The organism is Coprococcus aceti, from assembly GCF_025567285.1.
In the GTDB taxonomy this organism is placed as follows: Bacteria; Bacillota; Clostridia; order Lachnospirales; family Lachnospiraceae; genus Coprococcus; species Coprococcus aceti.
The window spans coordinates 184394-198403 of sequence record NZ_JAOQJT010000007.1 but is presented as its reverse complement, the minus strand read 5'-3'; the positions used below and the strand labels follow the sequence as shown (position 1 = coordinate 198403).

The window sequence follows — 14010 nt, the reverse complement described above, 5'->3', positions numbered from 1 at the left end:
AAACAAAATGGATGCCACCTGTACAATACAGGATAGCATCCATGTGTTCAGCCTAGTTCATAAATATGTGTCCAGGATTCTGGGTACATATCATCGCTACGACGCTTTTGTCTTGCTCGGAAGATGGAGCAAGGGAACGCTATTCAATTATCTGTTGTACTTTTTCTTTCTGCTGACAACCGTTGTGCCAATGGCTGCACCGCCGCTGACAAACAGCAAGGCAATCCACAAAGCAAGGTTGCTTGTATCGCCGGTCTGCGGAGATTTGGAATCGTCCTTCAGCTTCGCCGTTACGGTGTCGGCTTTTTTGATTTCCTTTGTACCGTCCTTGTCGCTGAAATACTTGCCACAGCCTTCGCAGTACCAGTACTCGATATTGCCCTCGGTGGTCTTGGTCGCCGCAGTTGCCGGGAAGTGCTTTAAGTTGGTGTGGTTCTTCGCATCAAGCTCACCGTATTCCGCACCGCAGACTTCGCACTTTGCCTTGTCCTTGCAGGTCGCTTTCCCGCCGGTGTGCTCAGTCAGCTTCTTGCCGCAATAATCACACTTGTGGTCTTTGTTATCGTCTGCACACTCGCTGATTATATAATCGCAGATATCACATTTGTGGTCTTTGTTTGCATCGATGCAATTCTCCGTTTGCGTGCCTGCAGAGCATCCGTCAACGGTGCAGGTGCGGGTATGGGTGCCGTCTTCGTTGGACGTCCAAGCGCCCCAGTTGTGGTCCAGCGCATTGCCGGAGAAGAAGGTCGCCTCATCCGCCGTACCCTCGGAGCTCAGACCGCAGACTGCGCAGGACTTGTAATAGATCGCCTTTCCCGTGCAGGTGGCGGCGGATTTCAGGTACTTTGCATCCACGGTCTCCGCCGTGAAGTCGTGGGGCAGCTTTTCGCCATACTCAGACTTGCATACCTCGCAGACGGCTTTTGCGGTGCAGGTCGCCGTGCCGCCGTGGCAATTCTCGGTTTCCGTATGGCTGGTGTCACGCTTACAGATTCGGGTGTGGGTCTCTTCATCGCTGTTCTGCGTCCAATCGCCCCAGTCGTGATCCAGCGCATTGCCGGAGAAGAAGGTCGCCTCATCCGCCGTGCCCTCGGAGCTCAGACCGCAGACTGCGCAGGACTTGTAGTAGACCGCCTTTTTGGTACAGGTTGCAGCAGACTTCAAATACTGCGCCTCTGCTTTTTCGGCAGTGAAGCTGTGTGCCGCCATCTCGCCGTATTCGCCGCCGCAGACCGTGCAGACAGCCTTGGCGATGCAGGTCGCCGTGCCGCCGTGGCAATTCTCGGTTTCCGTATGGCTGGTGTCACGCTTACAGATTCGGGTGTGGGTCTTTTCATCGCTGTTCTGCGTCCAAGTGCTCCAGTCGTGCCCAAGCGGTTCGGAAGATCCGCCGCAAACCGTGCATGTCATTCCGCTTGTGCAAGTCGCCGTTCCGCTCCATTGGTGTTCCATCCAGTAATACCATGTATTATCACACACCGTGCATGTAAGATCGCATCGGTGCCATTTATCATTTGCGTATTGACAAGTCACCCTTACCGTTTGTCTCTGGCCGCATTTAGTACATAACGCAATATCCGCCGCATATGCCGTCATAGGCATAACAGCCAGCATCACGCACAGTATGAGCACAACGCTCAAAATTTTCTTATTCATATAGTCTCCTCTCCTTTGCTGTCCTTTGACAGCTTAAAGTCATATTTCATTTCCAACATGGCGAACAGCTTATACATTACCTCGGTGGCGATTGCCTTGATATCCAGTGATTGAATAAAGGCAAGCACCTTTGCCTGCTCTGCCTCCGGTACCCGATACACCCGCATAGCCGCCGTCAAAAAGCGGCTGAGCTTGCGTTCCAACGGAAAATGAATATCACATTTTCTCGCCATATAGCTGCGCATCAGTCCCGCCGTGCCGATTTCCATCTCGTAAAAGTCGCTCTCGGTATCATCGGGAAATTTTTCACCAAAAATCTGTTTCAGCTCTGCTGTGGTATGCAGGTAAATATATTCCGATGTTTCGGGCAGGGAGTAGGCTTCGATGTAGATTTCCCGCAGGTTCTCGTTCAACTCGGTCAGTGTCAGTTGAATCGCCGTTTCCACCGCATAAGCGTAAACCGGCGGCAGCTTGCTGTCTGCAATGCTTCTTGCCACGCCGAACTGTCCGCCGAACATCGTTTCGGTCAATTCCAGCAAAATTCTGTCCTTGGTAGGAAACAAATTCAAATAGCTTCCTCTTGCAACACCTGCTTCATCCACAATCTGACTGACAGAGGTGTTTTTATACCCCTGCTCCAAAAAGAGACGGACGCACACGGTCAGTATTTTCCTCTTTGTTTCACTGCTGTCTCTCCGCAAATATATCACCTCTCTTTGAGCATCCTAGTACGCATACTAATAATATCATAACAAGTGCAAAAAGGCAAGTGGAATTTGAAACTTTACCTCCGTAAATTGTGACATTTCCGCAAACGCTGGCTTCTTCCATTACTCACGGAACTTTATGACTTATTGAATACTGCCTGAAAAGGAAAAGCCGCCGTCTGTTGTTCATCCTCTGCACCCACAGCATTTGATTTTCCGCTTTGAGGGCTTCCGTTACGCCCTCTTTTTCGGAAAACTGTTTTACCAGCCGAGAAAATATTGCTTCTCCGGCTTTCTGCACGGATTGCTTACGGTGATAATAGAAGTTCTTTTCCAATTGTGCAAAGCACTTGACATTTCATTAAGGGATTTTTTTGATGATGATAATAAGGTTCTAATCAATGATCCACTGTCAACCAGAATATATAGACTCAACTCTGTACAAAGAGAGGCATTACTCGCCTTTCTAAATACTATAGATTAAGAAATTACAACGAAAAACACAGCACCATATAGATAACTCCCACTCATCTACATAGTGCTGTATTTTAATTTTATATTTAATATCTTCCCTGCCTAACGCCGTTTTAAAAAAACACCATCTGCATTTTGAAAAAACACCAATTAATCGCCACAAAGTCATTAAATTATGGAAAATCACATCATTTTACATACATTTTTGTCTTTATTGATATGTAACGAATTTGGCTTAACCCCTCAGTTTTTATGCGATCTCACCAGCTCCTACTCCCACTTATACGGCGTGAGCTGATAAACATAGTAGTTCAACCAATTCGCATACAAAGTATTCGCGTGGCATCTCCACTTCTTCACTGGTTTCTTTTCCGGGTCGTTGTCCGGGTAATAGTTCACCGGGATCTGTGGATTAAGTCCCTTGGCGAGGTCTCTGTGGTACTCCTGGTCAAGGGTCAGCACGTCGTACTCAGGGTGTCCTGTGACAAATATGTTCTTGCCGCCGTCACCGATTATGAGGTACGGGCCAGCCACATCTGACTCGGCTACGATCTCAAGGTGCTCATTGTTTACAATGTCCTCCTTGGATACGCCCGTGTATCTTGAATGTGGCACGTAAAATACATCGTCGAAACCGCGGACTAGCGGTGTTCTCTTGTGGAAGGTGTGATGTTCGTATATGCCTGACAGTTTCTGCGGAAGGTCGAACTTCTGCACACCGTATCTGTAGTAGAGTCCCGCCTGGGCGCCCCAGCAAATGTGCATGGTCGATGTGACATTTGTCTCGGACCAGTCCATGATCTCGCGGAGTTCATCCCAGTAGTCAACATTCTCAAATTCCATCTTTTCAACAGGTGCTCCGGTTATGATGAAACCGTCCCATTTGCGGTTCTTTACGCTGTCAAAATCCTCGTAGAATCTGTCAAGGTGTCCCTTTGTCACGTTCTTGGACTCGTAGGACATGGTTCTAAGAAGCGTGATGTTCACCTGAAGTGGGGTGTTTGACAGGCTTCGCATGAGCTGCAGCTCTGTGTCCTCCTTCAGCGGCATGAGGTTGAGTATCAGGATGTCAAGGGGTCTTATGTCCTGGCTGTGCGCCCTTCCTGTTCCCATGACAAATATGTTCTCGTCCTCCAATGTTTTCTTAACCGGCAGATCATCATCTATTCTTATCGGCATCTCTATTCATTCCTTTCCATTTACTACAGTTACTCCTACTGTCCAATCAATTCTAAGAAATCCTCCTCAGATATGATAGGCACATCAAGGCTTTTTGCCTTCTTGTTCTTGGATGATGTAGAATTCACATCGTTATTTATAAGATATGAGGTCTTGGCAGATACAGAACCTGTAACCTGACCTCCTCTGCTCTCTATCAGTTCCTTGAGCTGATTTCTGTTGTCAAAATGGGTGAGCGAACCGGTTATGACGAACACCTTGCCCGCCAGATCCTGCTCCGTATCAGAAACCTCATCCACAAACGTAAGCTCAGCCATCAACCTATCTATGATAGCACAATTCTTCTCATTTTCAAAGTATCTGACTATATCCTCTGCTATAACCTGACCGATTCCGTCTATCTCAACGTATGCTGACACATCTGCCTTCTTCATGGCATCCATATCATTTGCAAAATGCTTTGCCATGAGCTTGGCTGTCGCCTCTCCGACATTTGCAATGCCGAGACCATTGACAAGACGCCACATGTTCGTCTGTCTGGATGCGTCCACCGCAGCCACAAGCTTGTTGTACGACTTCTCGCCAAATCCCTCAAGTTCAACTATATGTTCTCTGTGAGCCGCAAGCTTATACAGATCAGGAAGCTCCTCGAGGATCTTCTCATCTATGAACTTCTCTATGGTCGCCTCTGAGAGTCCATCTATATTCAACGCATTTCTGGACACATAGTGTGAAAATGACTTAAGTTTCTTCGCAGGGCAGAACTGGTTTGTGCAGTACAGAGTCTCAACTCCTGACACTGCACCGCCTTCCTCCCTCACTATCTCAGTCTCTCCTCCGCATGCAGGACACGCAGCCGGTATGACCACGTTACCACTCATGGTTAGATTCCTTGCAATCTGCGGAATGATCATATTCGCCTTGTACACTGCAATCTCATCACCTTCGCCAAGCGCCAATGACTTAAGTATGCTGACGTTGTGTATGCTGGCACGGCTGACTGTTGTTCCCTCAAGCTCCACCGGGTCAAATACAGCAACCGGGTTGATGAGTCCAGTTCTTGATGGACTCCACTCCACATAGCGGAGGTGGGTTATCGCTTCCTCGTCCGCCCATTTGAACGCCATGGCATTTCTCGGGAACTTGGCTGTGGTTCCCAGGCTTCTTCCGTATGCCAGATCATCCAGCATGAGTACCAGACCATCCGATGGGAAGTCATTCTCCGTTATCTTCTCTGAAAATTCCCTCACCTTATCAGGAAGTGCCGCCGAGTCTGTCAGGTAGTGTTCTACCACGGTAAATCCCTGCTGCTCCAACCAGTCAAGCTGATATTTGAATGAATTGTGGAAGTCCACATCCTCACCGTCCACTAAATTAAAAGCGAAGAAATGTACATTTCTCTCTTTTGTTATCTTGTTATCGAGCTGTCTCACTGAGCCGCTGCACAGATTTCGCGGGTTCTTGTACTTAGATTCCGCATCCGTTATCTTCTCATTTATCGCATTGAAATCCGAGTATTTGATGACCGCCTCGCCTCTGATCGTCAGCTTGCCCTTGTACGGGATGTGATGAGGTACATTTGCAAATACCTTCGCATTGTTCGTGATGACCTCACCTATCTCACCATTTCCACGGGTAACCGCTTTTATCATCTCTCCGTTCTCATATGTGAGAACAACTGTGAGTCCGTCCATCTTCCAGGATATTACGCCCTTCTGACCGCCAAGCCATGACGCAAGAGCACCTACATCCTTTGTCTTGTCAAGAGAAAGCATTGGATGCTCGTGAGCCTCCTTCGGCAGCTCACTGACGACCTCATATCCTACCTTGACCGTCGGGCTGTTGCTCATGACCATCCCGGTCTCTTTCTCCAGGGCACTCAGCTCATCGTACAGAGCATCATATTCCAGATTGCTCATGATCTCTGTATCTTCCATATAATATTTCTTTGCAGCATCGTTGAGCTGCTTTACAAGTTCTTTAATTCTGGCTATCTTACCATTATCGTTATTGCCACTGATGTCATTATTTTCTTTAATATTTTCACTGGTATTTCTACTAATATCTTCCATACACACCCCACAAAAAATCCTATATACACTCTCTACTACATCCCCACTATCCGTCTCAGCTCTGCCTCTTCCTCGCGGCTGAGCTCCCTTAACTCTCCAGGTCTCATATTGCCAAGCTTCACGTTGCAGACCCTGACTCTCTTCAGGTTCACTACCCTGTAGCCCAATGCATCACACATTCGTCTGATCTGCCTGTTGAGGCCCTGTGTCAGCACTATCATGAATGATCTGTCATCTATCTTTCGCACCTTACATTTCTTTGTCACTGTATCAAGTATAGGCACTCCTTCCGACATCTTCCTGATGAAGTCCTCTGTTATCTCACGGTTCACCCTCACTCTGTATTCCTTCTCATGGTTGTTCACCGACTTCTGGATGGCATTTGACAGGTCACCATCATTTGTCAGAAGAAGTAGACCCTGGGAGTCCTTGTCCAGCCTTCCCACGTACTGAAGTCTGATCGGATAATCTATGTGATCAAATATATTGTCTGGATCAGCCTTACTCGCTGTACAGGTAAGTCCTATCGGCTTATTATATGCCAGGATCACTGTCCTATCCTTCTGCTGAACCTTCCTGCCCATGAATGTCACCACATCCCCGGGCATGACCTTCTGACCCATGACTGCAGTCTCTCCGTTGATCGTAACCTTTCCATTCTCTATATGTGTATCCGCAGCGCGCCTTGAGCACACGCCCGCCTCACTGAGATATTTGTTAAGTCTTATTCCATCCGCCATAATCTTTCCTCTGTTATTATTTTCCTATATTGTTAATACATATCTCACATTCTAATTTCTGGTCAGCATACACCATGTATCAGCCAGACCAAGGCCAGTAAATTCTAACCAATATGCAGAACCATCATACCATTTATTTTTCATTTTGTGAACCATTCATCACACCATGTATAACCCACAGCAAAGATTCAGTTAAATTAATTTTGTAAAAGTCCTTGATTTTTTTTATCAATTAATGTATATTTAAGCAAACGCAAAGGTGTGTTTCTTCGGAAACGCACCTTTTTTTATTTTAGGAAAAGGAAGTGCATATTATGGATAACATCGACAGAAAAATCATTCATCTTTTACAGGGCAACGCCAGAACGCCACTCAAGTATCTGGCCAGCAAAGTCTTCCTTTCTTCGCCGGCAGTTTCAGCAAGAATAGAGAGGCTTGAAAAAGCAGGAATACTGACCGGGTATCACGCAAGCATCAACCATGAGGCTCTCGGATATCACATCACAGCATTTATACACATGGCTCTTGATCCAAAACAGAAGCCAACCTTCTATCCATTTGTTGAAGCATGTCCAAATGTACTGGAATGCAACTGTGTGACCGGCGCGCACTCCATGCTCATGAAAGTCTGCTTTCCTAATACCATGGATCTCGACTCATTTATCGGACAGCTCCAGAGATTTGGCAGCACAGAGACACAGATAGTATTCTCCACACCGGTTCCTACCAGAGGGGTTTTGATCGACACAGATACTATAGACTCTTCAGAGGCTATGTAAATCTCATACAGTGATAATATAAAACGCAGGCATAAAGCCTGCGTTTTCTTTAATTATACATATTCTGGAACTTTCTAAATGTCTCATCCGTTCTAAGCAGATAATCATTGTTTTCTTTTACATGTTCATATATCGCCTGTATATCACCAGATGAGTTGATGGTGTTGATATACGAGCTCTCCTTGTCAGACAAAGCCGAATTGTTGATCTTGTAGCTTCCATCTGACTGTTTCGTCACATATAACGACCTTATATCGAGCGGTTCCGAGTTGACATCCTTTATCATCAGATTGGATAATTCGTACACGATATACGAATCTGCGGTATATCCGTTGGCTATATAACAGGTGGTCTTGTTGTACGCCGTTATATACTCCGCTGCTATCTCAATGCTCTTCATGTCGTCAAATTCCGACGGATCTGTGACCAGTCTCTGAAGTGTCGTCTGATCTGCCTTTGTTCTCGCCAAAAGATAATTGTTCACTAGCTGATTTATCTCATCGATCGTACACAGCCTGTAATTTGCTCCGTCTGGTATCTCCAGTCTCACCGTGTTATCTCTTCCGGTTATGTTCTCTGTGAACAGCTTATCGTTTATAAAAAATACATACACATAGACTCCGACAAGTATCAGAAATACCGCCCACAGCAAGGCAAGAACACCACCAGAGATCCCACCATGTCTGGATCTTCTTCGGCCTTTCCGCGTCTTTGCCTTCTCTTCGGCAAAATAATCGTCATCGCCATACAGCTCTTCATCATCGAACATATCTCCGGTATCCGGTGCATCATCCATATCCTCAGGATCTTCTATGACATAATCCTCATACGGCCTTTTCTGTCTCGCCGGGGTCTCCTCAACCTCTGAAGCTCCGCCGGGCTCTGAGTTATCAGCCAGCTCCGAATCTTCACTGTCATCTAAGTCATCATCTAATCCCGAGTCTCCACTGTCATCCGATTCATCGTCTGACTCCGGCTCTTCACCGTCATCTAAGTCATCATCTGTCTCTGAATCTCCACCGATCTCTGATTTCCTATCCAACTCCGGCTCTTCATTTTCTATATTCTGTTCTTCCGCTTCCAAATTCTTTTTCTTCTTCATCACTGCATATCATCCTTTTACGAAATAAATATCAGAGTATAAAAAAGCGTACCAGGGCGGAGTCGAACCGCCCGTCATGGCTCCGGAGGCCATTGCCGTATCCGATTGGCTACTGGTACACAGTTGGTATGATACTACAAAAAACTCACTTTGGCAAATAAAAAAACGTCCCCGCACTTATATGCGGGAACGCTTTGAATTCTCTTGTGTCACTAAATAATTACATAGTTACCGAAACGAATTTTACTATAAATAAGAGTGCAATAATCGTCACTACGATATCCTGCTTCTTATACTTGCCTGTGAACAGTGTGATAAGAACATATGTGATAGCGCCAAGACCGATACCATTTGAAATAGAGTATGTCAGTGGCATCATAAGGAATGTCACGAATGCAGGAACTGCTGAGCGCATATCCTCCATATCAACCTTTGCAAAGTTCTTAGCCATAAGTACACCTACGAAGATAAGTGCTGGTGCTGTTGCACATGATGGAATGATGTTGGCAACAGGGCTGAGGAACAGACATACTGCAAAGCAGATTGCTGTAACCAAACTTGTAAGACCTGTTCTACCACCTGCAGCGATACCTGAAGCTGACTCTACAAATGTTGTACATGTTGATGTACCGAGAATAGCTCCTGATACAGTACCTATAGAGTCACACATCATACACTCGTCAAGCTTCATTGGGTCACCCTTCTCGTCAAGCATATTAGCCTGGGAAGCTGCACCATAGAGAGTTCCGATGGTATCAAACATATCTACCAGACAGAAGCTGACAACAAGCATGATTGCTGAGAACACACCGCCGATATACTCAGCAGAGAATGCATCCTTCCATGCCTGTCCCTGGAACACTCCGAGGAATCCGACTGAACCGAAATCCTTGAATGACTGTCCGATCGATGAGAAATCAAAGTTAGGTGCCTGAAGCATCATAACATAATATAATACTGTAGATGCAAGGATACCTATGATAATGTTACCCTTTACATTAAGCTTTGCAAGGATCGCAATTATTATAAATCCTACAAATGCTACTATAGGAGGTGCGATCTGTGCAATAGCCTCCTTTGTGCTGCCAGCGCTTGTGATCACACCGTGAAAATCAAAGAACTGAACAAATGTATATGGGTTGTCCTGGATAAGTGTTGCATTCTTCAGTCCGATAAGAGCTATGAACAGACCGATACCTGCCGGAATTGACTTCTTAAGGCACTCAGGCATTGCAACTGCAATGTACTTTCTGAGTCCTGTCACTGAAAGGATCAGGAATACGAGACCTGATATCAATACTATTACCAGACCTGCCTGATAACCTCTGATAACACTCACACCTGCAAATGCTGCACCAGCTACGAAGATAGTACAGAAGAATGAGTTAAGTCCCATTCCGCAGGCCTGTGCAAATGGCATGTCCGCGAGGAACGCCATGAGAAGTGTTCCCACTATTGCAACAAGAATAGATGCGATGAATACAGCATTCCATACTGTACCAAGCTCACCAGCCATGTCTGGAACTGCCCCTGCCAGCCAGCCATTGCTGCCTTCTCCTGCAACCTGATTTGGATTGACCAGAACGATGTATGCCATGGCGAAGAATGTTGTAAGTCCTGCCATGATCTCGGTCTTGATTGTAGACCCACGCTCTGAGATTTTGAAGAATTTGTCCATGATTACTCTCCTTTTCTCGTTTTAGTATAATATAAACAAATACTTATCCATTCTATATCACTTAATGATACTTTTTCAACTACTTTCAAATAATTTCTTAATGTTCCTTACAAAAATTAAATAACATATAAACAAATAATAAAATAGTCCGGCCGGGTATTCCCCAATCGGACTATCGTATATATGTATTACTCTGTACTATTTTACTTTTTTGACAACAAGACCTCTCACTACTTTATATCTTGAACCTGATATCTTAACTATACCGGTAACTTCTGTGGCGATCTTGCCCTTCTTCACATAGTAGTTCTTGTGATTCTTAGGACTCTTTACTATTCCCGTCTTGCCTGACTGGAATACACCCTTGTAGATATAGCATTTAGCACCTGTTGTGGTACTCTTGAAGAAGCCTGTATAACCTGACTGGATTATACCTTTCTTTACATAGTAATACTTCTTATTCTTAGTGCTTCTGACAAGGGCTGTCTTGCTCTCTGCAAATTTGCCCTTTATTATGAGACACTGCTGTCCCTTTGAATTTCTGTAGAAACCTGTGTATGCTGTATAAATCTTGCCATTCTTTACAAGATATGTTTTTCCCGTCTTAGGGCTCTTTACAAGTCCCTTGTATCCTGTCTTTACCACGCCATTTACAACATAGTAGTTGACTCCGGCACTCTTGACAAATCCTGTGTAATTCTCCTGAACCACGCCCTTCTTATAGAAGTAGGTCTTTCCATTCTCCTTCACAAGACCATTCTTGCTTGTATCAATAGATGGAGTTGGGTCTGGTGTCGGATCTGGATCCGGTGTTGGATCTGGATCCGGTGTTGGTATTGGATCTGGTGTTGGATCCGGGTCTGGTGTTGGATCTGGGTCTGGTGTTGGATCTGGGTCCGGTGTTGGATCCGGATCCGGTGTCGGTGTGATATCCGCATCCTTGTAGAGATATGCGTCATCCCATGTTCCCCATGCCTTACCTGATGCGGTTGCTCTCATTCCGACAACAACCTCTGTTGTCTCTTCCACTGTAAATCTAATCTCAGGATGCTGCCATATCTTCCATCCCTGTGGAACTGCTGAAGCTGATGCAAGCTCTGTATCTCCAGCTTTTGCATACACCTCATACACATCGTTATCTCCATTTGCACCGCCCTGAAGATATGCGCTGAACATATACTCTCCCGGCTCAAGTGTGATGGTCTGATACATGTCATATGTGAAATCTGAAGCATTGTAGTAATGTGCACAGTATGCTCCGTTTCTGTAGTCTTCCTTTGTCTTTATTGCAAGTCCCTTGCTGGTATCTGCGATCGTCCAGCCCTCATTTCCTGACTCAAATCCAGGATTTACAAGGATGTTCTCCTTTAATATTGTTACATTGCACTGAACCTCGACAGTCTCATCATTTACTGTCACAGTTCCCTTTACAGTACATGTTCCTGCACCGTAGTTCTTTACCTTCTCAAGCGCTCCATCCTCCCAGGTGATGTCTGCGCTCTCTGAATTGCCATCATTGTAAGCTACTGTTGCTGCAGTCGGCAGAGCTACATTTGCAATATCTGTTATCTCGATCTCAACATCATCAACTGTTATTGAGACTACCTCTCTCTTGGTCTTTGTTCCTGTATGAACATATGCAAATGTCTTGAGGGACTCAAGTGGATGTCCCGTGAAATCGAACAGCGCCTGATTGTCAACCGCTGATCCGCCATACCACTTTCCTGCATCAGCTGCGTCATACTCTCCTGCGTAGGATGATGCCCAGCCTGAACCGTACTGCTCCCATGCCTCCTTGTTGGCTGCAAGGACGTCTGCTGCATTCTCTGCAGATGAATCATACACATTTACAGGAAGCCATGCAGGCTCCCAATAGAATACACCGATTCCTGAAGAACCTGTATTCTTTACTGCTTTTATAACGGAGCTTATCTCATTGGCCTGTCCCTGAACTGATAAATCATAAGTTGTAGAATCATCTTTACCTTTTCTGACAGTATTTTCATGTCCATCACCATCATCCAGTGTATATGCCCATGATGTCTCTGCCACCATGACAAGCTTGCCATATGTGTCTGCCACATTCTTGAGAACCGATGTGAGATTGTCTGTTGAGCCATGCCATACAGGATAGTATGATGATGCAAATACATCGTAGTCTACATTGTATGTATTAAGTCTCTTTGCAAAATTTGCGTAATTGCCACTTCTCTCAGGATTGGTGAAATGGATGGCAACAAGGATATTCTTGTCGATGGCTCTCACCGCCTCGCTTCCGGCACTGAAGATCTTTGCCATGTTTTCCCAGTTCGTGGATGACTCACCACATATTCCATTTGTCGTCTCATTTCCGATCTGAACCATACCCACATCAACGCCAGCATCGAGCAGAGTCTTAAGGCTCTCCGATGTGTATGACTTAACTGCAGCTGCCTTCTCGTCAAGAGTGAAGTCAGCCCAAGCCTTTGGCACCTGCTGCTTACCTGGATCAGCCCAGAAATCTGAATAATGGAAATCCACAAGAAGCTTTATTCCGGCTGCTGTTGCATACTGTCCGATCTTCTTTGCTGTCTCCAAATCATTGTTACCGCCGCCGTAACCGTTTTTGTCTGCATCATATGGATCATTCCATACACGGACACGAACATAATTTATTCCACATGAAGCAAGGAACTTGAAGTATCCGATATCGTCAAGCTCATTGCCATCGAAGTCATAATACTTAACTCCACTGTTCTTCAGTGACACATAGGATGATACGTCTACACCCTCGATAAATGACTGCTTCTCTCCGTTCAGATCTGTGTATGTGAGATCACTCACGCGGTCCACATATATTCCAGCCTCCACAGGCTCAACTACATCTTCCTCGTCTGTAAGCTTGCAGAGCTTTACATTGTCTATCTTGCCCCAATATCCCTTGGCAAGACTGCCCTTGAATGAAATGCTGACATCAGTTGTATCCTCAAGAACGAACTCTTCTGTCTCATTTGTCGCCCATGCATCCCATCCGGTCGTGGCTCCAACAGCCTGTGACTTATCAGCGACAGATACTGTGAGTCCTGTATCCTGTGCATCGCCCTCGACATCATACTCTAGCTTGTATGTTCCTGCAGGAACAGCCTCTACAGTCTGTGTGATGCTGACATCAGCCGCATCTGAAGCCCAGATATTCAGATAATATGTGGCGTTTACATTACTTCCACCATTTTTTACAACAAGCTCAGCTCCCGATTCACTCTCTATAGTCCAGTTACTGCTGTCACCTGTTTCAAAATCGCCATTTGCAACCTTGAGTGTGTCCACCCAGCTCTCCGCAGCCTTCGCTGTTATCAGTGAAGCTCCAGATCCAAAGATCTGCCCTACCATAAGCGCTCCTGCAAGAACTGCACAGCCAATCTGCTTTACAATTCTCTTTCTTCTCATATATGCCCTCCTAATAAGTATTATTACGCAGACGCATCCCAATGCGCTCCGCGCGGCGTCTGCATTATCACAAGGATTCCTCCTTGCAATAATAATGTTGATCAACAGTTGCGCAACCGTTTGTCCTCATATTGATATATTAACATATTTGAGTTCTGGTTACCATGTCGCTTGTAGACAATGTTTTTAAGAAT

Annotated in this window: 10 protein-coding genes and 1 tRNA gene; 1 reads left to right on the top strand and 10 read right to left on the bottom strand. The window is 45.6% G+C overall.

Annotated features, from left to right (window positions below; translation table 11 throughout):
• Nucleotides 1–147: 147 nt before the first annotated feature.
• The 6 genes from OCV54_RS10930 to OCV54_RS10905 all read right to left on the bottom strand — a co-directional run bounded on the left by OCV54_RS10930 (nt 148) and on the right by OCV54_RS10905 (nt 6831).
• Complete coding sequence (locus OCV54_RS10930) at nt 148–1659, bottom strand: hypothetical protein (protein WP_055223973.1); 1512 nt, start codon at nt 1657–1659, stop codon at nt 148–150.
• On the bottom strand, nt 1656–2318 hold the full coding sequence (locus tag OCV54_RS10925; protein WP_242849657.1) for a TetR/AcrR family transcriptional regulator: 663 nt from the start codon (nt 2316–2318) through the stop codon (nt 1656–1658). Before OCV54_RS10925 ends, OCV54_RS10930 begins: the two co-directional genes overlap by 4 nt.
• 175 nt (nt 2319–2493) lie before the next feature.
• A complete protein-coding gene (locus OCV54_RS10920; protein ID WP_308936784.1) occupies nt 2494–2667 on the bottom strand; it encodes a TnpV protein in 174 nt (57 codons plus the stop codon).
• Nucleotides 2668–3110: 443 nt separating this feature from the next.
• Nucleotides 3111–4019 carry a homoserine O-acetyltransferase MetA gene (metA, locus tag OCV54_RS10915; RefSeq protein ID WP_055223972.1) on the bottom strand — a complete coding sequence of 303 codons (909 nt, stop codon included), beginning with the start codon at nt 4017–4019 and terminating at the stop codon, nt 3111–3113.
• A 35-nt stretch (nt 4020–4054) separates the two neighbouring features.
• Nucleotides 4055–6091, bottom strand: coding sequence for an NAD-dependent DNA ligase LigA (ligA, locus tag OCV54_RS10910; protein ID WP_055223970.1), 2037 nt, complete (start codon nt 6089–6091; stop codon nt 4055–4057).
• Between the two features lie 35 nt (nt 6092–6126).
• Complete coding sequence (locus OCV54_RS10905; protein WP_022216102.1) at nt 6127–6831, bottom strand: pseudouridine synthase; 705 nt, start codon at nt 6829–6831, stop codon at nt 6127–6129.
• Between the two features lie 314 nt (nt 6832–7145).
• Between OCV54_RS10905 and OCV54_RS10900 the strand changes: the two genes are divergently transcribed.
• The gene (locus OCV54_RS10900) at nt 7146–7610 is read left to right on the top strand and encodes an Lrp/AsnC family transcriptional regulator (protein WP_015533511.1); all 465 of its coding nucleotides are present in this window, start codon (nt 7146–7148) and stop codon (nt 7608–7610) included.
• 49 nt (nt 7611–7659) lie between these two features.
• On the opposite strand, the gene OCV54_RS10895 is transcribed toward OCV54_RS10900, so the two are convergent.
• From OCV54_RS10895 to OCV54_RS14660, 4 genes are all read right to left on the bottom strand, one after another.
• Entirely contained in the window at nt 7660–8712 is a 1053-nt protein-coding gene (locus OCV54_RS10895; protein ID WP_055223968.1) for a hypothetical protein, read from the bottom strand.
• Between the two features lie 47 nt (nt 8713–8759).
• Nucleotides 8760–8831: transfer RNA gene (locus OCV54_RS10890), tRNA-Arg, on the bottom strand.
• A gap of 101 nt (nt 8832–8932) precedes the next feature.
• Nucleotides 8933–10390: an NCS2 family permease gene (locus tag OCV54_RS10885; protein ID WP_055144107.1), complete on the bottom strand. Its 1458-nt coding sequence runs from the start codon at nt 10388–10390 to the stop codon at nt 8933–8935.
• 198 nt (nt 10391–10588) lie between these two features.
• A complete protein-coding gene (locus OCV54_RS14660) occupies nt 10589–13816 on the bottom strand; it encodes a glycosyl hydrolase 53 family protein (RefSeq protein WP_055223966.1) in 3228 nt (1075 codons plus the stop codon).
• Between the last annotated feature and the right edge of the window lie 194 nt (nt 13817–14010).

What these genes read in the sequence shown, in the direction of transcription:
- OCV54_RS10930 (WP_055223973.1), bottom strand. Translation starts at nt 1,659, where the DNA reads ATGAATAAGAAAATTTTGAGCGTTGTGCTCATACTGTGCGTGATGCTG.
- metA (WP_055223972.1), bottom strand. Translation starts at nt 4,019, where the DNA reads ATGCCGATAAGAATAGATGATGATCTGCCGGTTAAGAAAACATTGGAG.
- ligA (WP_055223970.1), bottom strand. Translation starts at nt 6,091, where the DNA reads ATGGAAGATATTAGTAGAAATACCAGTGAAAATATTAAAGAAAATAAT.
- OCV54_RS10905 (WP_022216102.1), bottom strand. Translation starts at nt 6,831, where the DNA reads ATGGCGGATGGAATAAGACTTAACAAATATCTCAGTGAGGCGGGCGTG.
- OCV54_RS10900 (WP_015533511.1), top strand. Translation starts at nt 7,146, where the DNA reads ATGGATAACATCGACAGAAAAATCATTCATCTTTTACAGGGCAACGCC.
- OCV54_RS10895 (WP_055223968.1), bottom strand. Translation starts at nt 8,712, where the DNA reads ATGAAGAAGAAAAAGAATTTGGAAGCGGAAGAACAGAATATAGAAAAT.
- OCV54_RS10885 (WP_055144107.1), bottom strand. Translation starts at nt 10,390, where the DNA reads ATGGACAAATTCTTCAAAATCTCAGAGCGTGGGTCTACAATCAAGACC.
- OCV54_RS14660 (WP_055223966.1), bottom strand. Translation starts at nt 13,816, where the DNA reads ATGAGAAGAAAGAGAATTGTAAAGCAGATTGGCTGTGCAGTTCTTGCA.